Annotated in this window: 25 protein-coding genes; 6 read left to right on the forward strand and 19 right to left on the reverse strand. The window is 40.8% G+C overall.

Annotation, left to right across the window (positions count from 1 at the left end; all coding sequences use genetic code 11):
- Positions 1–95: 95 nt before the first annotated feature.
- Positions 96–413 carry a hypothetical protein gene (locus HYS07_04265; GenBank protein MBI1870390.1) on the reverse strand — a complete coding sequence of 106 codons (318 nt, stop codon included), beginning with the start codon at positions 411–413 and terminating at the stop codon, positions 96–98.
- A 271-nt stretch (positions 414–684) separates the two neighbouring features.
- Between HYS07_04265 and amrS the strand changes: the two genes are divergently transcribed.
- Together amrS and HYS07_04275 are read left to right on the forward strand one after the other, a co-directional pair.
- Positions 685–1,734, forward strand: a complete 1,050-nt coding sequence (gene amrS, locus HYS07_04270) for an AmmeMemoRadiSam system radical SAM enzyme (GenBank protein ID MBI1870391.1) — start codon at positions 685–687, stop codon at positions 1,732–1,734.
- Between the two features lie 284 nt (positions 1,735–2,018).
- Positions 2,019–2,438, forward strand: coding sequence for a hypothetical protein (locus tag HYS07_04275; GenBank protein MBI1870392.1), 420 nt, complete (start codon positions 2,019–2,021; stop codon positions 2,436–2,438).
- A gap of 64 nt (positions 2,439–2,502) precedes the next feature.
- On the opposite strand, the gene HYS07_04280 is transcribed toward HYS07_04275, so the two are convergent.
- Complete coding sequence (locus tag HYS07_04280) at positions 2,503–3,096, reverse strand: HAD family phosphatase (protein ID MBI1870393.1); 594 nt, start codon at positions 3,094–3,096, stop codon at positions 2,503–2,505.
- Between the two features lie 173 nt (positions 3,097–3,269).
- Between HYS07_04280 and HYS07_04285 the strand changes: the two genes are divergently transcribed.
- A complete protein-coding gene (locus HYS07_04285; GenBank protein MBI1870394.1) occupies positions 3,270–3,548 on the forward strand; it encodes an HU family DNA-binding protein in 279 nt (92 codons plus the stop codon).
- A 72-nt stretch (positions 3,549–3,620) separates the two neighbouring features.
- Here the strand turns inward: HYS07_04285 and HYS07_04290 are convergent, their stop codons facing one another.
- Positions 3,621–4,652, reverse strand: a complete 1,032-nt coding sequence (locus HYS07_04290; protein ID MBI1870395.1) for a zinc-binding dehydrogenase — start codon at positions 4,650–4,652, stop codon at positions 3,621–3,623.
- Positions 4,653–4,742: 90 nt separating this feature from the next.
- Between HYS07_04290 and HYS07_04295 the strand changes: the two genes are divergently transcribed.
- Positions 4,743–5,057: a hypothetical protein gene (locus HYS07_04295; GenBank protein ID MBI1870396.1), complete on the forward strand. Its 315-nt coding sequence runs from the start codon at positions 4,743–4,745 to the stop codon at positions 5,055–5,057.
- Positions 5,058–5,066: 9 nt separating this feature from the next.
- Here the strand turns inward: HYS07_04295 and HYS07_04300 are convergent, their stop codons facing one another.
- Together HYS07_04300 and rlmN are read right to left on the reverse strand one after the other, a co-directional pair.
- Complete coding sequence (locus HYS07_04300) at positions 5,067–6,329, reverse strand: class I SAM-dependent RNA methyltransferase (protein ID MBI1870397.1); 1,263 nt, start codon at positions 6,327–6,329, stop codon at positions 5,067–5,069.
- 154 nt (positions 6,330–6,483) lie between these two features.
- Positions 6,484–7,557 (reverse strand): 23S rRNA (adenine(2503)-C(2))-methyltransferase RlmN, encoded by a 1,074-nt coding sequence (rlmN, locus tag HYS07_04305; protein ID MBI1870398.1) that lies wholly within the window; start codon positions 7,555–7,557, stop codon positions 6,484–6,486.
- 363 nt (positions 7,558–7,920) lie between these two features.
- On the opposite strand from rlmN, the gene HYS07_04310 reads away from it, so the two are divergent.
- Complete coding sequence (locus HYS07_04310) at positions 7,921–8,133, forward strand: hypothetical protein (protein ID MBI1870399.1); 213 nt, start codon at positions 7,921–7,923, stop codon at positions 8,131–8,133.
- A gap of 160 nt (positions 8,134–8,293) precedes the next feature.
- On the opposite strand, the gene HYS07_04315 is transcribed toward HYS07_04310, so the two are convergent.
- From HYS07_04315 to HYS07_04360, 10 genes are all read right to left on the reverse strand, one after another.
- Entirely contained in the window at positions 8,294–8,584 is a 291-nt protein-coding gene (locus HYS07_04315; GenBank protein ID MBI1870400.1) for a transposase, read from the reverse strand.
- 290 nt (positions 8,585–8,874) lie between these two features.
- Positions 8,875–10,716: a glutamine--fructose-6-phosphate transaminase (isomerizing) gene (gene glmS, locus HYS07_04320; protein MBI1870401.1), complete on the reverse strand. Its 1,842-nt coding sequence runs from the start codon at positions 10,714–10,716 to the stop codon at positions 8,875–8,877.
- Between the two features lie 101 nt (positions 10,717–10,817).
- Positions 10,818–11,249: an NYN domain-containing protein gene (locus tag HYS07_04325; protein MBI1870402.1), complete on the reverse strand. Its 432-nt coding sequence runs from the start codon at positions 11,247–11,249 to the stop codon at positions 10,818–10,820.
- A 92-nt stretch (positions 11,250–11,341) separates the two neighbouring features.
- Complete coding sequence (gene nagA / locus HYS07_04330; protein MBI1870403.1) at positions 11,342–12,457, reverse strand: N-acetylglucosamine-6-phosphate deacetylase; 1,116 nt, start codon at positions 12,455–12,457, stop codon at positions 11,342–11,344.
- Positions 12,458–12,462: 5 nt separating this feature from the next.
- A complete protein-coding gene (locus HYS07_04335) occupies positions 12,463–12,798 on the reverse strand; it encodes a type II toxin-antitoxin system PemK/MazF family toxin (protein ID MBI1870404.1) in 336 nt (111 codons plus the stop codon).
- Positions 12,791–13,021: a hypothetical protein gene (locus HYS07_04340; protein ID MBI1870405.1), complete on the reverse strand. Its 231-nt coding sequence runs from the start codon at positions 13,019–13,021 to the stop codon at positions 12,791–12,793. The genes HYS07_04335 and HYS07_04340 overlap by 8 nt, the downstream gene beginning before the upstream one ends.
- A gap of 63 nt (positions 13,022–13,084) precedes the next feature.
- Positions 13,085–14,278 carry a deoxyguanosinetriphosphate triphosphohydrolase gene (locus tag HYS07_04345; GenBank protein MBI1870406.1) on the reverse strand — a complete coding sequence of 398 codons (1,194 nt, stop codon included), beginning with the start codon at positions 14,276–14,278 and terminating at the stop codon, positions 13,085–13,087.
- A gap of 109 nt (positions 14,279–14,387) precedes the next feature.
- A complete protein-coding gene (der, locus tag HYS07_04350) occupies positions 14,388–15,743 on the reverse strand; it encodes a ribosome biogenesis GTPase Der (protein ID MBI1870407.1) in 1,356 nt (451 codons plus the stop codon).
- 51 nt (positions 15,744–15,794) lie between these two features.
- Positions 15,795–16,397, reverse strand: coding sequence for a CDP-alcohol phosphatidyltransferase family protein (locus tag HYS07_04355; protein ID MBI1870408.1), 603 nt, complete (start codon positions 16,395–16,397; stop codon positions 15,795–15,797).
- 35 nt (positions 16,398–16,432) lie between these two features.
- Entirely contained in the window at positions 16,433–17,740 is a 1,308-nt protein-coding gene (locus tag HYS07_04360) for a glutamate--tRNA ligase (protein ID MBI1870409.1), read from the reverse strand.
- A 166-nt stretch (positions 17,741–17,906) separates the two neighbouring features.
- On the opposite strand from HYS07_04360, the gene HYS07_04365 reads away from it, so the two are divergent.
- On the forward strand, positions 17,907–18,503 hold the full coding sequence (locus HYS07_04365; protein MBI1870410.1) for a hypothetical protein: 597 nt from the start codon (positions 17,907–17,909) through the stop codon (positions 18,501–18,503).
- Positions 18,504–18,658: 155 nt separating this feature from the next.
- Here HYS07_04365 and HYS07_04370 read toward each other — a convergent pair whose 3' ends face one another.
- The 4 genes from HYS07_04370 to HYS07_04385 all read right to left on the reverse strand — a co-directional run bounded on the left by HYS07_04370 (position 18,659) and on the right by HYS07_04385 (position 21,870).
- The gene (locus tag HYS07_04370; GenBank protein MBI1870411.1) at positions 18,659–20,494 is read right to left on the reverse strand and encodes a tetratricopeptide repeat protein; all 1,836 of its coding nucleotides are present in this window, start codon (positions 20,492–20,494) and stop codon (positions 18,659–18,661) included.
- On the reverse strand, positions 20,479–20,895 hold the full coding sequence (locus HYS07_04375; protein MBI1870412.1) for a hypothetical protein: 417 nt from the start codon (positions 20,893–20,895) through the stop codon (positions 20,479–20,481). Before HYS07_04375 ends, HYS07_04370 begins: the two co-directional genes overlap by 16 nt.
- 1 nt (position 20,896) lies before the next feature.
- Positions 20,897–21,103: a hypothetical protein gene (locus HYS07_04380; GenBank protein MBI1870413.1), complete on the reverse strand. Its 207-nt coding sequence runs from the start codon at positions 21,101–21,103 to the stop codon at positions 20,897–20,899.
- Between the two features lie 233 nt (positions 21,104–21,336).
- A complete protein-coding gene (locus tag HYS07_04385) occupies positions 21,337–21,870 on the reverse strand; it encodes a type II secretion system protein (protein MBI1870414.1) in 534 nt (177 codons plus the stop codon).
- Positions 21,871–21,944: the final 74 nt, after the last annotated feature.

Here is a 21,944-nt window from a genome sequence, read left to right on the forward strand (position 1 = left end):
CTAAATCATGATCTAAAAGAGACCCGAATTATTAAAATAAGCGTTTGCTGAATCTTCCTCATTCATTAAAACACAAAAATGATACACAATTCAATTCAATAAGCGTAGGGATTCTCATAGGGATTTCTTGCCCCTGAAGTCGATCTTCGAGCAACCAGGGGCGAACCGTCAAGAGGACACTGGCCAGGACGGTCAGAAATATAATCGCCGTTAGGACACGAATAATAGACTTCTGAAGAATATCCACGATAGGAATCTCCTCCTTCTCGGCTTGCAAAACCTCCTTGGTAAGAATGATTTCCTCGATAGCGATTTTCAGAATAATACCCATAATCGCGGTCTGCGAAGGCCTTCATCGAAAGAAGAGAAAAAAGAACCACACCCGAGATCAACGTATATTTTTTTAATATCATATTACACCTCAACCTCGGTATTAAATTAGCAAGGACTATACCATATTGCAAATTAAAACAACAATATGTCATATTATACTTATAATAAATGAGTTAGAATAAATCTTTCTCAATTAAATTACTCACGTTAAATTTAGCAACTCATCGTTCTGTTCTATATTAACGGAATATTGCTCTAAATTGAATGATAAAATTTGAACCTTATCTTACGCCGTATTTTAAGCTCAAAATTAAAAATGAAAGAGTGTAACATTGAGATGAAGAGGTCATTATGGCAGAAACTCTTGAAAAAACACTTTCAAAATACACCATCGAAGGAGAGCTTTATAGCCTCCTCCCCGATGGAAAAATTCAATGTTATGCCTGTGGTCATTTATGCAAAATCGCCCCCGACCATCGAGGGGTGTGTCTCGTCCGATCCAATCGAGATGGAAAACTTTATGTCCCTTTTGGCTACGTGGGAGCCCTTCAGCATGATCCCATCGAGAAAAAACCTTTCTTTCACGCCCTTCCAGGCTCGTCTGCCTTAAGCTTTGGAATGCTGGGATGTGATTTTCACTGTTCGTATTGTCAAAATTGGTTCACCTCTCAGGCCTTAAGAGACCCTCAAGCAGAATCCTCACCTCATCCCATCAGTCCCCAAGAACTGGTCCGTCTGACACAAAAATATCAAGCCCCTGTCATTGCCAGCACTTACAATGAACCCTTGATTACCAGTGAATGGGCTGCCGCCATTTTCAAAGAAGCCAAACGAGCAGGCCTTAAAACAGCCTATATCTCAAATGGGAATGCGACAGAAAGGGTGCTTGATTATCTTCGTCCCTGGGTTGATCTTTATAAAGTGGATCTAAAAAGTTTTGACGAAAATCATTATCGCCAACTCGGAGGGCAGCTCCAAACAGTCCTTAAAACGATTTCTCTTCTGAAAGAAAAAGGATTTTGGGTAGAAGTTGTCACTCTGTGTATTCCTGGATTTAATGATTCCGATCAAGAGCTCAAAAAAATAGCCCAATTTCTTGTTTCTATTTCAAAAGAAATTCCCTGGCATGTCACCGCCTTTCATCAAGACTACAGAATGCAGGATCGAAACGGAACACCTGCCTCCACCCTTTTAAGGGCCGCCCACATTGGAAAAGAAGCCGGACTTGATTTTGTCTATGCTGGGAATCTTCCGGGTCAGGTTGGAGAATTTGAGAATACACATTGCCCTCATTGTCAGACAACGATTATTGAACGTTTGGGTTTTAATGTGATTAAAAATCGACTAGTCAATGGCCAATGCCCACAATGTCAAACTAAGATTCCAGGAGTGTGGGAGTAGGTCGTAATATCAAAAATCAAAATGCAAATATCAAAATGACAAACTAAAATTTAAATAGTTAAAACCTAAGACGTTGCAAAATTTTGGATTTCAATCTGTCATTTTGATTCTTGTCATCATGAACTTTCAGTCCACCCAAGTGGATGAAAATTGAGTTCCTCCCCTTTGGGGTACAAAGGAGGGGAATAGCCAGTAACAACGTCTCATTTTCATGACTGATTTTTGATATTTGATTTAATTTCAGTCTCGCGACAAGGGTCAACTCGTTTATGTTATGATAAACCATGATTCCTAAGAACCCGTCCAAGCTTGCCCTACTCATTCAACATGCCTCTTATGAGAAATGGCATTTGGCGGCTACGCTTGCGGCAACGACAACCGCCATGGGGGGAGAAGTTCATATTTTTCTTTCTCATGAAGCTTTAATCTCTTTTGTCCAAGAAGAAATGGATTTGGCGCCTCCCCAATTTGCAAATAAAAAAATCAATGAATGCTATCAGACTTTTTTGGAAGAAGAAAAAATTTCTAAGCCCACTAACCTTTTCAAACGAGCCAAAGAGTTAGGCCCTCTCAAATTCTATGGTTGCTCAGAATCCGTCAAACTTTTTAGACTCCAGGCAGAATATACAAAAAAATTGGACGGTGTCATCGGATACATGACCTTCCTTGATATTGCATCTGACGGAAGATTCATTGTTATTTAGTCGCCAGTCGCCTGTCACCAGTCACCAGGGGAAAAACCAATGCATTTCATTCACAAAATATGTTTCACGAAAAAAAAAGTTCTATCACTTCATTGAGATTTGATAAAACAAGATCGGCTTGTGACAGATAAGAGGCTGGTAGTGAGGTTGAAAGGGCAATACAAGTAAGTCCTGCGCTCTTCGCCGCTCGGATTCCGTAGGGAGCATTTTCAATCACTATCACTTCTTCAGAACTTAAACCCAACTTCTCCAAACCCATGAGATAGGGCTCTGGATGGCGTTCACCGTGATGAACGTCACTGGCGGTAACCACCCCTCGAAAATAATTTAACACCTCTTCTTTTAAGAAAACCCTGACTTCGGAAAGAAAAGAACCCGTTACGATTCCTAAGCGATAGCCCTGCTGATGAAATTTTTCAATGCATATCCGGGCCTCTGGAAAAAGATGGGCGGCTTCCATCTCTTTCAGCCGTTTTTCTTTATCGAGAATAAGATTTTGAATGGTATCGGGATGAGGGGTCATCCCCACCTTAACCCCTACGGAGCGCAAAGCCTCTCGCCACGCCTGATCGTGAAGATGCATGCTATCGACCAAAACCCCATCGAGATCGAATAGAATACCTTTAAATTTTCTAGGCTCAAAATTTTTCCCAGACATCCCCTAAACCCTTTCACTTTCACCCACTCGATTCTCAAAAATATTTTTAAACTTATCACTGATATTGGACCCCTTACAACTGATGATTAAAAATAATTGTGGTAATTATCCCAGGACCCGTATAGAATCTCGTCGCGTTGACAATCCTAAAATTTAACCGGAGGCAAAGGATTATGAATAAAGCAGAGTTGGTAGAAACAATTGTAAAAAACAAGAATTCGGGAATTCCTTCAAAGGCAGCAGCCGAGAAGGCCCTTGATTCTGTCTTGACAGCCATTCGAACCGGCCTTAAGAAGGATAAAACCGTTCAGTTGATTGGTTTTGGAAACTTTATGGTTAAAAACCGAAAAGCCCGAAAGGGAATCAATCCTAAGACTGGAGAACAAATTCAAATCAAAGCTAGCCGCTCCGTGGGTTTCAGACCAGGGAAAGCACTCAAGGCTTCGGTTTAATTTTTTGACAGAAAAAAAGCCTCTGACATTACGTCGGAGGCTTTTTTTTTGTCTTTTTTATTTTCAACTCCTTTATTCAGGGATCAATAAAATCTTCCCGAAATTTTTTCTTTCGAGCATCCGCTCTTGCGCCCTGCGGGCTTCAGCAAGAGGAAAAATCTGATCAATTACGGCTTTAAGTTTTTTCTCCCCCATTAAACGAACCAAGGTGAGCAATTCACTCCGACATCCCATCATCGATCCCAAAATGGAAAGTTGACGTGAGAATACATAACGCAAATCGAGTTTGACCTCGTTTCCTGTTGTTGCTCCACACGTGACCAATTTTCCATTTTTACGAAGAGCAGTCACACTTTTCTCCCAAGTTTCTCTTCCCACATGCTCAAACACCACATCCACCCCTTGTCCATGGGTGAGAACACGGGCCTTTTTAGAAAAATCTTCCTTGGAATAAAGAATGATTTCATCAGCCCCCAACTTTTTAGCCCGTTCGCATTTTTCCTCTGTTCCAGCGGCCGCAATCACACGGGCGCCTGCCAATTTGGCAATCTGGATGGCCGCAGAACCAATGCCACTTCCAGCCGCAAGAACTAAAACGACTTGACCTGCTTTGAGGCAACATCGCGTCATTAACATATGCCAAGCCGTTAAAAAGGTGAGCGGAAAAGCCGCGGCCTCTTCAAAAGAAAGTGAGTCAGAAATACCGATGACATTTTGAAAAGGGGCCTTCACAAATTGAGCATAGCCTCCATCAACTCCAGCCCCTAAAATCGTGTAAGATTGGCAAAGATTATCATTTCCAGACAAGCAATATTCACACTGAAAGCAACTTAAACCGGGAGCAACAATCACCCGTGTTCCTGTCTTTATACCCTTGACCTCATCTCCAAGGCCTGCAACCTCTCCTGAAACATCACATCCCGAAATATGAGGCAGCCTGATTTTATAAGCAGGGATTCCTTGCCTAACCCAAATGTCGAGATGATTTAAGGAGCAAGCCTTCACTCGAATGAGGACCTCCCCTCTTTCCAGTTTTGGATCCGGAACATCCTCGAAACTAATTTTTTCTGGACCTCCATGTTCATGAAAAATAGCGGCCTTCATAAAATATCCTCCTAATGAGTTGATCATTTTCAAGAAGCATTGTATGATAACTTGATTTTTTTAGCATGAGAGAAAATTAAGGAGATGATTATGGAAAACACCGTGCAGCATCAAAGTTTAGAATTGAATGACGATTTACTGAAAGAAATTTTTGCACTCTCTACAGCAAGTACAGACTATGAGGTCAATCTTGCGTACGATGCGAAAAACGAAGATTTTTGGCAAAAAGAAAATCTGAACGAAGTTTATAAATTGGGCCAACAAAAAAGGGAATATGCCTTGGACTCCCTTAGGGGTGTCTTAAGCTGGCTTAACCGCCACAATTATGAAATTCATCAGGAAGGACAAAAGGTGGATCTTTCAAACATTTTGAATACACTCGTGCAGAAGGAAGAAGAGGAATAAATCAATTCCTTAATTTTGGATCTTGATTTTTGAATTTTGGATTTTTAAAGACACCACCACTTCGCAATGTTGGGTTTGAGGAAATAAATCAATGGGTTGAATACGGTCAAGGTGATATCTTTTTTTGACGAGGAAACTCAAATCCCGAGCCAGAGTGGTTGGATTACAAGAAACATAGACCACCTGAGGAGTCCCTAAAGTGACAAGGGATTCTAGAACACTTGGGGTACAACCGGCACGGGTTGGATCAAGAATAATGCGATCGGGACTCTCCCCGAGATCTTTTTTTCCCTGTTTTAAAAATTTCTCTACACTTTTTTCAACAAATTTACAATTTGAAAGTCCATTCTCTTGGGCATTGATTTTAGCAAAGGAAATTGCACTTTCGTCGGACTCCACGCCTACACATTTTCTAACCTTAGAACCTAAAAAAACACCGAAAAGTCCCACACCACAGTAAGTATCCAGCAAAAATTCATCCCCTTTAAGTTCTAAAAAATCCCGAACGCACTGAATCAGAAAAGGAATGGTCTCCAAATTCACTTGAAAAAAAGAGAGTGGAGGAACCTTGAAAGTTTTTCCATCCACCTTTAAAGAAATAAACTCAAATCCCCTTAAATCTACTTTCCCACAATGGCTTAAAAAAAATTCCTCAACTCCATTTTCAGTCTCCCAAAATTTAATCCCTTGAGTCCATTCAGGGATATGGTCCTCTCCTTTAAGAATTTTTTGACGGAGCATTTGGTAAGCTTGATTAATTTGAGGAGAAGTGATTGGGCAATGATCCACGTCAATAACAGACTCGTTCGACCGATTCACAAAGCCGATTTTAATTTCATCTCTATCTCTCACAACATGGAAATCCACCCGACTACGATATCCATAAGCCTGAGAAGAACCAATAATAGGCTCTATTTCAAAATCTTTTAATCGTCCAATTCTTTCAAGGGCATCACGAACCTGATTCTCTTTTATTTTTAACTGGTGAGGATAATCAATATGCTGGTATTGACAGCCACCACATTCACCAAAGACAGAGCAGGAAGGTTTGATTCGATGCGAAGAAGGCTCTAAAATTTCTTTTACACGGGCCCGCAAAAATTTTTTTTTGACTTGAATCACCTCCGCTAAAACCTTCTCTCCATCAATCCCCCCCTCCACAAAAATAACTAAACCGTCCAAACGAGCAACGGCTTCTCCGCCAAAGGCGATGGAATCCAATTGAAGTTCAATGAGATCACCGAAACAATATTTTGATGATGGATTTTCCATAGGATTCACTGATGGAATTTTAAATCAAAAACCAAATATCAAAAATAAAAATGACAGATTAAAATCCAAAATGTATCTACGCTTAGTTTTGTGAAAAATTTCGATCTTTGATTTGTCATTTTGATATTTGCATTTTGATTTTTGATATAAGAAACTACTCTCCAACCTTTGTCCGCTTTAAGAAGGCTCCTCTCAACTGCCCACAAGCAGCTTCAATGTCTCGGCCCTTACTCCGACGATAAGTAACGGCAACGCCCAGCGCTCTCAGTTCAGCCACGAAACTTTCTCCATGGAGAGAGCGTTCTAACTGAGTCCCTTCAATCGGATTATATTCAATCACATTAATACTATGGGCAATATTTTGGACCATGCTTGCCAAGGCACGGGCATCACTCACACGATCATTTACATCTTTCAAAAGCACATATTCAAAGGTGACGCGGCGGCTCGTGCTTTCAGAATATTTTTTTAAAACGGCCATTAGCGTAGAGAGCGAATATTGATCATTGATCTGCATAATCTGGCTTCGAATCCGATCTTGTGTGGCATGAAGAGAAATACTGAGACGTACTTGACTTAACGCCTCTCCTGCCTCAATCCATTTTAAAATCCCTGGGACATAACCCACCGTTGAAACCGTTATTTTTCGAGCCCCGATCCCTAATCCCCAAGGGGCTTTTAAAATCTGAAGGGTCTTCACTAAATTGTCAAAATTAAGAAGCGGCTCTCCCATCCCCATAAAAACAATATGCCCAGGGCGTTCTCCTTTTTTTAAATCCGCAACAATGGCCAGAATCTGTCCGACCATTTCATGGGTTTCAAGATGTCGCTTAAATTTCACCTGGCCACTGGCACAAAAACTGCATTTCATGGGGCAGCCTACTTGCGTCGAAACACAGATAGTTTTAAAACGGGCTTGAGGCATCCATACAGCTTCCACCATTTCATCATCTGAAAGCCGAAACAAATATTTCACACTCTGATCCATTTTGGAATGGGCCCGTTCCACCACCGAAAGATCATGAATTTGTACTTCACTTTTTAGGATTTCCTTTAACTTCTTAGGCAAATTTGAAATTTCGCTCACATCCTTATTCCCTCTGCGATAAACCCCATCCAAAATCTGCTGAGCCCGGTAAGCTTCAAAACCCCAGGCAAGACATTGCGCCTGAAGCTCTTCCAAAAGAAGACCCGATAGAAAAATTTTTGTTTTTTTAGGATTAGTCATGATTCATTTTTAATGTACACCCTTTTGGAGAGACTATCAGAGATTGGTGGCCAGACAAAGTTTTTTTGCTTCTCTAAACCCTAAAACAGAAATAGGAAGCGACAGACTTTTATTAATGGGATCCTTTCGCTTCGCTCAGGACGACGTCTGGCTCAAGCCCTTGCTCTTGAGTTCACGCGCCAATTTCGGTTTTAGGGTTAACCCTCATGAGCATCATCGCCGCTCCAAAACTCACCTGCGTATATTCCCATTGACTCCGTTTGATTGTAGATGTAGCATCCTTTTCATGAACGAGAAAAAGTCTCCAAAATCTATTCCCACTCCAGAAGAAGTCCAGCGATACAACGCCTCCTCATTGAGGAGATGCGAAGCCAATTTAAGGTTTTTGGCGAAGGATTAACCGGCTTTAGAAAAGAAGCGAACGCAAGATTCGACAGACTCGAAGAAGTCGTGACAGATACGCGTGAACGTGTCTCAGCGGTAGAGAATAGGCTCACCAAAGTTGAAACCCGACTCACCAAAGTTGAAGAAAGTAACGCTCGTATTGAATCCGATATCCGCATCATTAAAAACTAAATCAAAGTTAAAGTCGACCTCGAAGAATTCACACTCCTTGAAAATCGATTGGTGATTGTCGAAAAACGACTCGCCGCTCTGGCCCATTGAAAAGTTGAGACCTCCCAAAGTTGCCAGGGAAAGCAAGGTTATAGTGGACCCCATTGTCTAGACATTTTTTTTAGTTGCTATCACTTGTTTTTTGGTTCTTTTTTCTTTCTTTTCTGTGAATCAACGTGGACAGATGGATACCCCTTTCCATCCTATCTTTTCCACGTAGACTCGCTCGGGGTGTTCGATACCCAAGCGACTGATGAAATCGCTCGTTGGTGTAAAACTGGAAATAACGTTTTAAGCCCTCCTCGGCCTCGGTCATCGTCTGATACCCTTTGAGATAGACGTCCTCGTATTTCACACTTCTCCAAAGCCTCTCCACAAAGATATTGTCGAAGGCCCGCCCCCGACCATCCATGCTGATTTTGATCTTCCGCTTCTGCAGATGTCTCGTAAAATCGGCGTTGGTAAACTGGCATCCCTGATCCGTAAAGACCGATGGTAATCGGGTGTACGCCAAATTGAGAGGTCAATTCAGATAAAGTCCGATCCCCCCTCAATGCCGCCAAGACAACCTTCGCCTTAAATTCGTTCGTGTGACTCTTCTTTATCCCCATTCTGGATCCCTCCTTATGCCCACCCTAGTTGAGGGCATCATTGTTGTCCAGTTTTTGGGGCCCAATACAGTCTCCTGTCTCCAGCTATTTTTTACTCTACCGTCACACTTTTGGCAAGATTACGAGGTCGATCGATGTCACAGCCTCTATAAAGAGCAAGATAATAGGCCAGGAGCTGAAGAGGAATGACGTTGACGAGGGGTGAGAGTTCTTCAAGCGTTTCAGGGACTTCAATTCTATCGTCCGCTAATTCTTCTAAAACACGATCTTTAGAATTAGCAATGATGATCAGTTTTCCACGCCGTGCTTGAATCTCTTTTACATTTGAAATCATCTTTTCATAAACACTTCCTCGGGTACAGATGCATACGACAGGAAAAGTTTTATCAATAAGGGCAATAGGACCATGCTTCATCTCTCCAGCCGCATACGCCTCAGCATGACTGTAAGAAATTTCCTTGTTTTTAAGAGCTCCTTCTAAGGCGGTCGGATAATTAAAGCCGCGTCCTAAATAAAATGAACTCTTGGCCCGATAATATTTTTTCGCACAAGCCTTAATCGACTCTTGATGATCTAAAACCCACTGAATTTTATCAGGAATTTTTACGAGCTCTGATAAAAGAGTCTCTGCAACATCATCCGGCATCTGATGTTTGGCCCGGCCCAGATAGACACTCAAAAGATAAAAAGCCGCAAGCTGAGTCAAATAGGCCTTGGTGGAGGCTACTCCAATTTCAGGACCTGCTTGAGTATAAATCACGGAATGGCTTTCTCGCGTAAGGGTACTTCCGACGACATTGACGATTGAAAGAACACGACAACCGAGTTCTTTGGCCTTACGAATACTGGCCAGGGTATCTGCCGTTTCTCCAGATTGACTGACCGCAATCACGAGTGTTCCCCGACTCACTTTAATCGGCCGATATCGAAACTCGCTTCCTAAATCAACCTCGACAGGAATATTGGTGTAGTGCTCTAAAATATATTTCCCGCAAAGACCTGCATAATAGGCCGTTCCACAGGCAATAATAATCACTCGGCGAATAACCTTGATTTGGAGTGAAGTCAGAATCTCAGACTCAAACCGGACCGACCCCTTTTTTAAATCAATTCTCCCCATCCAAACATTTTTTAAAATCCCTGGCTGTTCATGAATTTCTTTCAGCATGAACTTCTCAAATCCACCCTTCTCAGCCTGGTCCAAATTCCATGAGACATGATCAATTTTAGAACGAACAGTACGGCCTAAAAGATTTTTGACTTTGCATTCATTTCTCTTTAAGACAGCCATTTGCTCATCCTGAAGATAAATGACTTTCCGTGTCTCTGTTAATAAAGGCGAAACATCACTGGCAATAAAATTTTCGTCTTTCCCTAATCCAATCACCAAAGGACTCCCTTTACGTGCTGCAATCAAAAGATCCGGGTAGGCTTGATGCATGACTCCCAAAGCGTATGTTCCTTTAAGCTTTTGGAGGGTCTTCCGGACGGCCTCCTCTAAGGTCACTTTATCTTTCGCCAAAGTTTCTTCAATTTCATGAGCAATCATCTCCGTATCCGTATCCGAAGAAAAACGATGTCCCTTTTTTTGCAAAGCCTCTTTCAATTCTTGAAAATTCTCAATGATCCCATTATGAATAACGGCAATTGAACCTATGCAATCGCCGTGGGGATGCGCATTATGATCTAAAGGACGGCCATGCGTTGCCCAACGGGTATGTCCCAGGCCAATGCTTGAATCAAGATGAAGGGGCTCTATTAGCTTCACTAAATTCGCAAGAGGGCCCACTTTTTTTAGAATCCGTAAATTCCCCCTCCCATTCATCACACTGAGTCCAGAGGAGTCATATCCACGATATTCCAATCGTGCAAGCCCATCCAAAAGAATGGGCACCGCATTTTTATGACCGATATATCCAATGATTCCACACATAAAAACTCATAATTAATTTTTTTCAAATGCTTGACATTACATGCTACTTTGCTACAATGGCCTTGTAATCACGATGAGAGCAGGTTCATGAGGTTTCGTCCTTATGCAATTGGCTCTCTTTTTTTGTGTTCTAATTTATTTCTCAGATTATTCATAAAATCTAATTTATTAGGAGCAAAAGAGTTAAGCAACTTTGAATATTTATTAACGTTTGGAACTAGTAGTTTTAGCAATTTACTTTGTTTGTTAAAGTAATCAACCAAACAATAAAAGTCTCCATCCCCCGTAATAACCAAGGCTTTTTCATAATGACTATATTCGATCATTGCATGTAAAACGAGCTCAGCATCAACATTACCTTTAATGTGACCTTCTCCATATCTTAAAGTTGGTTTGAATATAAGAATATATCCGCTGTCTTGAAGATTTTTATATAACGACTGATTTTCAGGAAGATACCCTATAAATAAAAAAGATTTGGTTATGCTGTATTTGTCCCTTAAATATACACGCAGTCTTTGAAAATCTAATATTCATCCTTGTTCTCGAATAGCTAAGTTGAGATTTTGACTATCTATAAAAACAAAGTTATTGTGTTTCTCGATTACGAACTAATCTCTCTTTTCTAGTTACTATATACTATCCTTCCCGCGACCATTGTCATTTTTACATTAAAGGCTTCGTCCACCAAAACAATATCTGCAAATTTTCCAGGCTCAAGGCTTCCGTATTCCTGATTAATCCCGAGCACCTTTGCAGGGTTTAAACTTGCAGCGTTAATAGCACTTGCTTCACCCACATTGGCAAATTGTATCAAATTTAAAATCGCCCGGCGAAGAGAAAGAGCGCTTCCCGCTAAAGTCCCGGTTTCTAAACGCGGAGGAGGTTGATTTATGTCATTGGATAGTGGCGTAAAACAATCGGTTGCTAAAACTAATTTTTCTAATCCTTTAATCTGAAGAAGCCACTTCACCATGAGCGGATGAACATGAATCCCGTCCGCAATCACCTCTGCAAAAACTCTGCTATTTGAAAGGATAGCACCTACAGCCCCCAGCTCCCTGTGATGAAGTCGAGGCATTTGATTAAATACATGCGTTCCATATTGAATCCCCAACTCAATGCCACAAGAAGCCTCTTCATAAGTCGCGTTCGTATGTCCCATCGATGGAAGAATATGGTGATCTTTTAGATAAGCAATCACCTCTCCTATTCCCTTTAATTCAGGAGCAAGCGTCATCAATGAAAGATTATTTTTAAAAGCATGTATCACCTCTTTTAAGAGAGCAAGCGAGGGCTTACGAATATAAGCAATGGGTTGCGCCCCGGCTTGTTTACAATTGAGAAAAGGCCCTTCTAAATGGCATCCGAGAATCTCAGCTCCTTTTAAACGACCCTTTACAGATTTAATCAAATCGCCATAGCTCTTTAATTTTTGAAGAGGTGCCGTACAGAATGTTGCCAGGAAACGCGTGGTCCCAAAACGGGCATGACTACTTGAAATATCCTCAACATACTGGCGGGGATCTTTAGATTTTCCCGGCAGATCACAATGAAGATGTAAATCAATAAAACCCGGAATGACGCGAAGGCCCGATGCATCAACTGAAGTTGCTTTTCTTGAAGAAATTTTGGGGCTTATTTCCTCAATTTTTCCGTTTTTGACCAGGAGATCTCCGAAAACAAACTGATCTCCTTGAAGAATTTTTCCACCGACAATGGCAACAGGTCGAGATTGCATGGACTTTAATCTAAGTTAAGAACAAGTTTAAGGGCTTTATCAACTTTCTCCATCTCATCGAGCGAAACCTCGGCCATCTTTTCTCCTAATCGCCTTTTGTCAAGGGTCCTCATCTGATCAAGCAAAACCTTATTTCTATTCCCCTTCAAAATGATCTCTGCTTCAAAGGGGTAAAGCTTCTTAGCCTCAGAAGTAATCGGAGCCACAATCACACGCGTAGAAACCTCATTTCCCACATCATTGGAAACGATCAGACCTGGTCTCGTTTTTTTGATCTCGCTTCCAATAGCAGGATCAAGCCTGACCCAATAAACTTCCCCTCTTTTCGGAAATTTAATCATGCCAATGTTCCGCTTCTATCCTACTCCACTCAGAAATGACCTTTTTGCGAGTCTTGTCTTTCTCAGCCTTAATGTAAAACTGGCGCAATTGTTTTTGTTCCTCGGAAAGCCTCTCTAAAACAGCTTGAGAAATAAATCGTCCCATTTTTTTGGGCCCCACGAGAAGACGGAGCTGCTGATGAATGAAAGCAGGCATCAAAAACGTCACTGTCCTCATTTTCATAACACCTTAAAACCTCCATCCTCTCAAAATAACATAAAAGTACTATTTATTAAATAGTAAATATTAAATCCGGTCCTCCAACTCGCAAAGCCGCTTATGCTCGTTCAAGGCAAAACGATCCGTCATACCCGCAATATAATCGCAGACCACTTGATAAAGATGAGCCCCCTTCGTCATGCTGCCAAAGTCAGGTCCGCTGTTGGCGGATTGGCCCAAAGGGCTAACGACAGGGGGTGTGACTTTTAATTTTGCTTGAGTCGTTTCTTTCAGAAGATGAGGACTCTCCTGATAAATTTTAAAAAGATCGCAAACAACTTCATGCGCTCGGGTGTTCATCTTCTCTACCAGAACATGATTATAAAGAAATTTAAATAAAAACTCCCTTAAACTCTGCACTTGTTTTCTCATCAAAGGACTAAAGTCAATCAAGCGACGATTGACTTGGCTCAAATCATCTGGGCTTTTCAAATCAACCGATTGAATCATCTTTTCACTGTTTTCAACCAAATCTGTCACCATGGAATTAATCATATTACGCACGGTGTAATAACAGCGAACTTCATTCTCAACATTCGGAAAATCATTTTTCACTTTTTGAAAGGTATCAGTCCACAATTCGACTTGCTCAAGATCTTTTTCGTTCAATAATTCAGACGCCAGCCCATCATCGACGTCATGACAGAGGTAGGCCGTGTCATCAGAGCAATCAGCAATTTGAGCTTCCAGGCTTGAAAGATTTGCGACTTTACCTGGACGATGTTTTTGAATCCCTTCACGAACCTCCCAAGTCAAATTGAGTCCTTCAAACTGGGGGTAGCGCCTTTCCAGTTTCTCAACAATTCGAAGACTCTGCTGATTATGCTCAAATCCCCCAATATCTTTCATCATGACATCCAGCGCTTTTTCCCCACTGTGACCGAAGGGAGGGTGTCCCACATCATGAGCCAGGCAAATCGCTTCAGTTAAATCTTCGTTCAAACATAAAGCCCTAGCGATGTTTCGGCCAATCTGAGCAACCTCCATCGTATGCGTTAGTCGCGTCCGATAATGATCCCCTTCATGGTTCACAAAAACTTGGGTCTTATACTCCAAACGGCGAAAAGCCCGTGAATGAACAATGCGGTCCCGATCCCTTTGAAAAGCCGTTCGAAAAGGATGCTCCTCTTCGACATACACCCGTCCAGGCGTCTCTCCGCTTTTCCGTGCATAGGGAGCTAGAATTTTTTCTTCTATGGCTTCATACTCTTGACGAGTCATATCATAACCTCTGAAAATCCAAAATCCAAAAATCAAAATGCAAAATGACGATCCAAAATTCAAATATTTTTAACGCAACGACATGGGAAACATTTTGGATTTTGATGTGTCATTTTGATTTTTGATTTTTGATTTTTGATTTATAAGTAAATTGTATGGGAACCCCTTCAAAACCAAATTTTTTTCGAAACTCTCGTTCTAGAAAAAACCGGTAGGACTCTTTCACAAAGTTTGCCTGATTGACTTGAATACTAAATTGAGGGGGGGTTACTCCATCCTGAGTCATCGAAAAAAATCGAGGGACATGTCCTTGTTCACTGGGAGGTTGACGAAACTCTATCGCCCGATGAATAAATTTGTCTAGATCGTCTTCTGAAATTCGAACCCGCGCATTGTCATAAACTTGAATAATTTTTTGAATTAAATTTTCGATTCTAAACCCTGTTAAGGCTGAACAAAAAATCATAGGATAAATCTCCAAAAACTTCCACCGTGAGACCAGCATCTTAGAAAATTCTTTTTCAGGTGCTTCTTTAACCAGATCCCATTTATTCAAAGCCAAGACACATCCCTTCATGCCTCTACGAATCTCATCCAAAATCCTGACATCTTGAGCACTCACTCCAGAGGCACCATCTAAAACTAAAACCGAAAGATCAGCCCGGCGAATACTGTTTAAAGCCCGCATGACACTGAAAGTCTCAGGGCCCCTTCGAACCTGTTTTCTCTTACGCATCCCGGCGGTATCCACAAAAACAAAGGGTCGTCCTCCAATTTCAATCTCGACATCTACCGCATCCCGTGTGGTTCCAGGAGCATCATCTACAATTAAACGTTTTTTTCCAAAAAGATGATTGATCAGGGTTGATTTTCCTACATTGGGTTTTCCAACCACCGACACTTTAATCGCATCAACAACAGGAATCACTTTTTGATCTTTATTCTCATCGCTTTTTTCAGGTTTTTCTAATATTTCTTCTACAAAATCCATTAATTCTGAAATACCTCGCCCATGGGTTGCAGAAATCATCACCACCGGTTCAAAACCTAATTGATGAAACTCTCGAGCGGCCAATTCCTCATTCAGATTATCTACTTTATTGACCACCAAAAACACCTTTTTCCCAGATTCTCTAACCCACCTGGCCACCTCTCGATCCAGTGACGTGATCCCTTCTTGGACATCGACTGTAAAAAGTAAAAGGCTGGCTTCTTTTAAAGCTTCGCGGACCTGTTCGCGAACTTGTTGATGAAGAGAATCCTTTTCTCGAAGATCCACACCTCCGGTATCCACCAAATTAAAGAGAAGTCCATTGGATTCACAACGTGTCTGAACCCGATCACGTGTCACACCCGATTCTTCATGAACAATTGAAATCCGATGGCCTACAAGACGGTTAAAGAGCGTCGATTTTCCGACATTGGGTCGACCAATAATGGCAATGGTATTTTTTTTAAGCATCATTCGTCCTCATGTAATTCGTTCTTTTACTACCGACTCATTTCTATCGACTACTTATTGTATTTTAATGCTTCCATTTAATTGGCGGCTTCCAAAAATAAAATATCCAATGGCAGACGAAAAAGTCGCTAGGGCCGCCGCCCAAACCCAACACTGGGGACCCGGAAACTTCAGCAAAATCCAAGCGATGCTAATCATTTGCAAAAAAGTGGTCATTTTCCCTAAAGGGTTTGGAACAACCTTAACACTTCCATTAAGCATGTGAATAAGAATCGCTCCCAATACAATAAAAGCATCACGAGATATGGCTAAAACAGCGAACCAAAATGGAAGATGATATCCCAAGGATGAATTAGGAAGGGTCAGTAAAATAATGGACGAAATCAAAAGCAGTTTATCTGCAATAGGATCTAAGAAAGTTCCTAAAGTTGTTTTCTGGTTACGCGTACGGGCAATGAAACCATCCACCGCATCCGTGATAATGGCTAAACCAAAAATCACCAGCGCCGTTATCCTCAACCACTCCCCTTCCAATTCTTTCGCCTCTCGATAACTTAAAATCAAAACAACAAAAATAGGAACCAAAAGAATTCTTCCCATCGTAATCCGATTGGCAAGATTGAGAGAACTTTTTTTAACGATCGACTCAACATTCATTGAATTTTGAACCCTTAAACTTTGAACTTTGAACTTTAAACTGTCTTTATAGCTTCTTCCAGTCTCTTCAAAACTGTTTCTTTTCCCAATAAACTCATCACTTCAAAAATCCCAGGGCTCACCGATCTTCCGGTCAGGGCAACTCGAGTTGGATGAATAAGATCTCCGGCCTTCACTCCTAAAGACTTGGCTAAATCTCTCGTAACTATTTCAAGTTGAGCAGAGGTAAATTCTGTAACTCCTTGAAGCTTTTCCTTGAATGTTTTTAGTCTCTCCTTTGCAGATGAATCTGAAAGATACTTTTGAAAAGCCTCAGAATTTAAACTCACAGAATCTTCAAAAAAATAGGACGATTCCGTGTAAAAATCTGAAAAGGTTTTAACCCTTTCTTGAAAAAGTCTAGCAACCCCCTTCAAAATTTCTTGAGACGGCTCCTTTCCCCACTTCTGGCAAATACAAAAGAGAAGATAGTCCTGAAATGCCTGAGGCCCTAGTTTGCGAAGATACTGTGAATTCATCCATTCTAATTTTTCTAAATTAAAAATAGAACTCTTACGATTGATACGTTCGAGAGAAAAGAGTTTCACGAGTTCATCTCGCTCCATGAGTTCCAAGTCATGACCCGGAGACCAACCCAAAAGCGCCAAAAAATTAATGAGCGTCTGAGGAAGAAAACCCGCCTCTTTATATTGCAGGACAGATGTCGCCCCATGACGCTTACTCAAGCGCTCGCCATCTCTTCCCAAAATCATAGGCACATGCGCAAATTGAGGTGGAGCAAACTCCAACGCCTCATAAAGGGCTAATTGCTTGGGCGTATTAGAGAGGTGATCATCTCCACGGATGACATGGGTGATTTTTAAAAGCGCATCATCGATGACACAGGCAAAATGATAAGTCGGTGTTCCATCCGATTTTAAAATGACCAATTCGCTCAAGAGGCTGTTGTCAAATTCTAAATTTCCATAAACCAGATCTTTAACTTGAACTTTTTTCGGAGGCATTTTAAAAACCGTTGCACCCTCAAAAACATGTGCCGCCCCCTTCTTAACGAGTTGAGCCGCATAATCCCGATAAAGGAGAAATCGATCCGATTGATAAATAGGACCCTCGTCCCAATTCAAACCTAACCACTGTAAGCTCTCCAAAATTTCATCCCTGAAACGGGATTCTGACCGAGTCCGATCGGTATCTTCAATTCTAAGCTGGAAAATTCCCCCTAGATGACGGGCAAAAAGCCAATTAAAAAGGGCCGTTCGTGCCCCCCCAATATGGAGAAAACCCGTAGGGCTCGGTGCAAACCGAACACGAATCTTTGATGGTGAAAAATTTTTTGATTCCATCATTGACCTTTAACACCTAACATCTCATTTTCCTTAAACTGTCATCATAAATGAAATAAGAACATTTTGCATTGCAAAATATATAAAATCTAATAGAAGATATTTTCATTGTTGATCATCCTATCCCCCTATGATAGGATGTCCAGTAAACAAGGAGGAAACAAACATGAGTAAGAAGTGGGTATCGACCATTGCATTATCTTTATTTCTTTTAACTGTTTCACATGGTTTTTCTGAACAAGTATTTGGAGTAGATCTTCCACCGGGAGCAACTCCTGACGAAACTTTGACTAATCTTTCCAAAGAAAGTGCAGACAAAATGCAAGCCGGCGTTCCAGAGGCTAGCCGAATCAAATTTGAACAGAAAGTGTATACCACCAAAGATTCTTTTAATGATGTTTTAGCCTATTATGAGAAAATCTTTGGAATGAAAGCCCAGGCCTTTGATCCTAAAAATCCTTCAGGTTTAGGTCCAGAAGGCTTTGCACTCCGTCAAGAAGTAGATATGAAGGAAGTTGCCTCTTCAGCAAAGCTCTTTAATGACAAGCTGGATGCTACCAAATATGAAGGAAAGGTTCAGCTTGCTCTTTTCAATAAGCCCAAACTTCCTATGGTTCAAATTGTGGATCAAGGACTTAATTGGCAAGATGGAAGTGTAATCAAATCAACGATTATTGGAATCACAAAACAGCCTGAGCTTCCAGCGCTTCAAACCCAGAGTGCAGCACCATCTCCAGTAACAACCGATACGGCAGCAAAGTAGGCTATTGTAGGGATCGGATTTATCCCACCACCTGCTGTTGGCTCTTCTGGCCAGTCCGATAGAATCGGACCCATTGATGGTATAGCAGGTGGTGGGATTATCAGATCCGTTTTAAATTATTTAAAAAACAGCCTTCCATCATGAGAGGCTGTTTTTTATGCCCATTTCTCTGCTTTTATTTTTTGAATCATTTCGTGTGCAAACTCATTCTTAGGGTCTAAAAGAAGCACCCTCTTTAAAATAAGCATCCCTTTTTCTATTTGCCCTGTTCTCAGGACCACAGAGGCAAGACTACACAAACGGCTCGGGTCATAGGGATTCATCCTGACCTGAAGCAACAAATGTTGACCCGCCTTCTCTAAATCCCCCATGCGACTATAAATCGTTCCCAAATTACCATGGACTGAAGCAAAAAACGGGGCAAATTCTATGACCTTCTCATAAGTTTTTGCTGCTTCTTCATTTCTCTCCATCAAACCATATAAAAAGGCCATCCTGTATCTCGCCTCAATATGTTGCTGGTTTATTTGAAGCGCTTTTTGATAAAAAGAAAGCGCCTTCTCGTAAAAACCCTGTTTTCTTGCCTGAACACCCTTTTCAAAATAAACCTCCGAAAGAAAAGGGCGAAAGAATCCTTGGTAAAAAACAGTCACGGAAACGATCACACCTGAAAAACAGATAATTCTTTGAACAAATGAATTTTTTCTGAAGGACTTCTTTTCCCCTTTGTCTAGGAAACAAAGCCCATAACTGGTCCCTAAAAAAGACCAAAAGACAAACTTGGACGATAAGTATCGCAAATTGACATCAAATAAATTCTCAAAATAAAGAAGCAGGGCTCCTAAAAGAAGAGAAAAAAGAATATTTTTTGAAAAGGGATCTAGAGACTTTGCCCTTTCAAATGCTTTAATGCCAAGCAAAAGCAAGAAAAGGATAAAAACCAATACCCCGATAATCCCCGTCTCAGCAAAAAGTTCCAATATTTCCGAATGAGCATGATCTGTATTATCGACACTTTCTGAATTGATAAAATATTCTGGAATCCGGTATGGGGGATAAAAGACAAAATATTGACCCGGTCCACATCCCAACAAGGGATGATCTTGAATGAGTTGAAGAGTCCCCTTCCAAATAAAGGGGCGAACATCTTGAACAATTTGTGTCACTAAAGATTCTTTAACCCAGGGAATTTGGAAAATAAAAATGACAAAAGCTCCGTAGACCCCAAGAGTCCCTAACCGCAATCGACGATTTTTAAAATGAATAAGAATTAAAAAAGGGATACTCAGCCCCAAACTCAAAACCATCGCCCAGGAGCGGATAAAAACGGCATTGATCATAAAGAGGATGAGATCAATAAGAGAGATAAATTGCAGCGCTTTCCCCCCCCTTAATTTAAGGGGGGCAAGGGGGTTTATTTCATTTCTTAACCCAAGAAGCAACACAGGCCAAAGTGCAATAAGATAAGCCCCGTAAAAATTTGGATTTCCAAAGAAGGATGTTGGCTTATTCCCCAACCAAGGACTTTGATGAAAGAGAATTTGAAATATTCCCATTCCAAGAATAAAGAGAAGAGCAAGGTTATTGATCTTGATAAAAAAATGTGCAAAACCCTTTTCAGCTAGCCTGGCATAGGCATAAAAAAAGAATATCAGAAGGCCCAATTCTGAAAGATACGGAATAGCTGAAAGATGCGATGAACTCATCAAAAGACTCACAGCATTCACCACCCAAAACAGAAGAAGAAGACCATCCATCCATCGATTTCTAATCTTAAAGATTCGAACCTCATCAAAATTTAAAAAAATAATTGAAAGAAGAACACACCCCCCTAGTCCAAAGACTAAGTTTTTAATCTGAGTCGGATAATAGGTGATGGAACTGTAAGCGAGGGGAATAGAAAGAACGAGGAATACTAAACAAACGATTGGGAGTCTATCAAAAAAATATTTTGGGCGATTCGTAGAGGTAGAAATTATTTTCTTAACCAATATGCCAACTCCGTCGTCGAATAAACTTTTACATCAGTCTGATTTTTCAAACCTTTATCATTCGACCATACAGAAATTTTAAGAAAGAGGGCAAGAGCCAAGTAGGGTGCATCTTCGTCGTGAGGAGCCAAGACCAATGCTTTTGAAAAATATGACTGATAAGATTGATAAGGAACTGTTTTAATATTCTGTGTTAACAAAATTAACAAATGATCTATTTCTTTTATCGTTAAACCAATTCTCCTTCTCAATGAAGCATCTTCTCTTAAGTGTTTTGATACTTCAAAAATTAAATACTCTGGAGCAAAAAGACTCAAGCGCGCATCCAATAAAAGCTCTCTCGTAAAAGCTTCCTTTTTAAAACACGCCAGAAGAATATTAGCATCAATAACTAATTCCAATCTAATCTTCCTTATGATGTTTCTTGAAAACACGTTTCCTTATCTGAACACTGTTCCTCTCTATCTCCAACGTACCGAGAGAACTTTTTGAAAGAAGTTCTTTCATTTTTTCCAAGATACGGGTCTTTTCCCAAATGGCAACTCGTGCGACCTCTGACCAGTTAATCTCTTTAAAATGACTCATACGCTGTTTTAATTCTTTTGGAATGGCTAACGTCATGTTTGGCATAAATTAGGCTCTCCTTACCAGACAAATATGAGTGTAATATGTGATTACACATATTACAAGGGAATACGGACGGAAACATAGAAACATAGTAATCTGTCTCTTTTATGGGAAAGGAAGAGCAATGTCATTCATGATTTTTGTAATAAAAAAAAAGTGCCTTGACGTAACGTCGGGGCACTCTTTTAAAAACTTTCTTCCTACAAAAAAGAAAATTAAGCTGTAGGTCCTGACGGATTCGTACTGGTAGAGTCTGCGTGTCCATCAACGAAAACTACGTTCGCCGGACGTGGAGCATCATGAGGACCAACAACAGTAACACCAGCAGCATTAGTAAATTCCTGGTCAATAGCAACAGGTGAATCTGAGGCAGAATTCTCATTCAAGGTATTGTCATACTGATATTGGATACTCGCTGCAATAAAGGCACTCGCTGCAATTGTTGTTCCGGTAGAAGGGCATTGAAAAACATTTACGTCTGTCATGTATAAAGATGTCCTTAGAAGATCTAAAGAGCTCTTCCCTTGACCAGCAATCCCTGTCGTAGGAAATAACTCTCTATAATCAATCGAGTAGGTATGAATTGATGTAATAATCTGCTTTAAATTATTCAAGCACTTGGTCTGACTTGCACGGCGACGGGCTTTGGCTAGGGCTGGGAGGAGCATGCTGGCCAAGATCGCAATGATGGCGATAACGACGAGGAGCTCAATTAATGTAAATCCTTTTTTACTTTTCCTAATCTTCATAACTTTTTCTCCTTTTTGTTCAAAATTGATTTAGTCCTTTAACCTACCCATCTAACAGCAATGCCTAAGTCAAT

This window comes from Chlamydiota bacterium (genome assembly GCA_016178055.1).
GTDB lineage: Bacteria > Auribacterota > JACPWU01 > JACPWU01 > JACPWU01 > JACOUC01.

What these genes read in the sequence shown, in the direction of transcription:
- HYS07_04265 (MBI1870390.1), bottom strand. Translation starts at nt 413, where the DNA reads ATGATATTAAAAAAATATACGTTGATCTCGGGTGTGGTTCTTTTTTCT.
- amrS (MBI1870391.1), top strand. Translation starts at nt 685, where the DNA reads ATGGCAGAAACTCTTGAAAAAACACTTTCAAAATACACCATCGAAGGA.
- HYS07_04275 (MBI1870392.1), top strand. Translation starts at nt 2,019, where the DNA reads ATGATTCCTAAGAACCCGTCCAAGCTTGCCCTACTCATTCAACATGCC.
- HYS07_04280 (MBI1870393.1), bottom strand. Translation starts at nt 3,096, where the DNA reads ATGTCTGGGAAAAATTTTGAGCCTAGAAAATTTAAAGGTATTCTATTC.
- HYS07_04285 (MBI1870394.1), top strand. Translation starts at nt 3,270, where the DNA reads ATGAATAAAGCAGAGTTGGTAGAAACAATTGTAAAAAACAAGAATTCG.
- HYS07_04290 (MBI1870395.1), bottom strand. Translation starts at nt 4,652, where the DNA reads ATGAAGGCCGCTATTTTTCATGAACATGGAGGTCCAGAAAAAATTAGT.
- HYS07_04295 (MBI1870396.1), top strand. Translation starts at nt 4,743, where the DNA reads ATGGAAAACACCGTGCAGCATCAAAGTTTAGAATTGAATGACGATTTA.
- HYS07_04300 (MBI1870397.1), bottom strand. Translation starts at nt 6,329, where the DNA reads ATGGAAAATCCATCATCAAAATATTGTTTCGGTGATCTCATTGAACTT.
- rlmN (MBI1870398.1), bottom strand. Translation starts at nt 7,557, where the DNA reads ATGACTAATCCTAAAAAAACAAAAATTTTTCTATCGGGTCTTCTTTTG.
- HYS07_04310 (MBI1870399.1), top strand. Translation starts at nt 7,921, where the DNA reads ATGCGAAGCCAATTTAAGGTTTTTGGCGAAGGATTAACCGGCTTTAGA.
- HYS07_04315 (MBI1870400.1), bottom strand. Translation starts at nt 8,584, where the DNA reads ATGGATGGTCGGGGGCGGGCCTTCGACAATATCTTTGTGGAGAGGCTT.
- glmS (MBI1870401.1), bottom strand. Translation starts at nt 10,716, where the DNA reads ATGTGTGGAATCATTGGATATATCGGTCATAAAAATGCGGTGCCCATT.
- nagA (MBI1870403.1), bottom strand. Translation starts at nt 12,457, where the DNA reads ATGCAATCTCGACCTGTTGCCATTGTCGGTGGAAAAATTCTTCAAGGA.
- HYS07_04335 (MBI1870404.1), bottom strand. Translation starts at nt 12,798, where the DNA reads ATGATTAAATTTCCGAAAAGAGGGGAAGTTTATTGGGTCAGGCTTGAT.
- HYS07_04340 (MBI1870405.1), bottom strand. Translation starts at nt 13,021, where the DNA reads ATGAAAATGAGGACAGTGACGTTTTTGATGCCTGCTTTCATTCATCAG.
- HYS07_04345 (MBI1870406.1), bottom strand. Translation starts at nt 14,278, where the DNA reads ATGACTCGTCAAGAGTATGAAGCCATAGAAGAAAAAATTCTAGCTCCC.
- der (MBI1870407.1), bottom strand. Translation starts at nt 15,743, where the DNA reads ATGATGCTTAAAAAAAATACCATTGCCATTATTGGTCGACCCAATGTC.
- HYS07_04355 (MBI1870408.1), bottom strand. Translation starts at nt 16,397, where the DNA reads ATGAATGTTGAGTCGATCGTTAAAAAAAGTTCTCTCAATCTTGCCAAT.
- HYS07_04360 (MBI1870409.1), bottom strand. Translation starts at nt 17,740, where the DNA reads ATGGAATCAAAAAATTTTTCACCATCAAAGATTCGTGTTCGGTTTGCA.
- HYS07_04365 (MBI1870410.1), top strand. Translation starts at nt 17,907, where the DNA reads ATGAGTAAGAAGTGGGTATCGACCATTGCATTATCTTTATTTCTTTTA.
- HYS07_04385 (MBI1870414.1), bottom strand. Translation starts at nt 21,870, where the DNA reads ATGAAGATTAGGAAAAGTAAAAAAGGATTTACATTAATTGAGCTCCTC.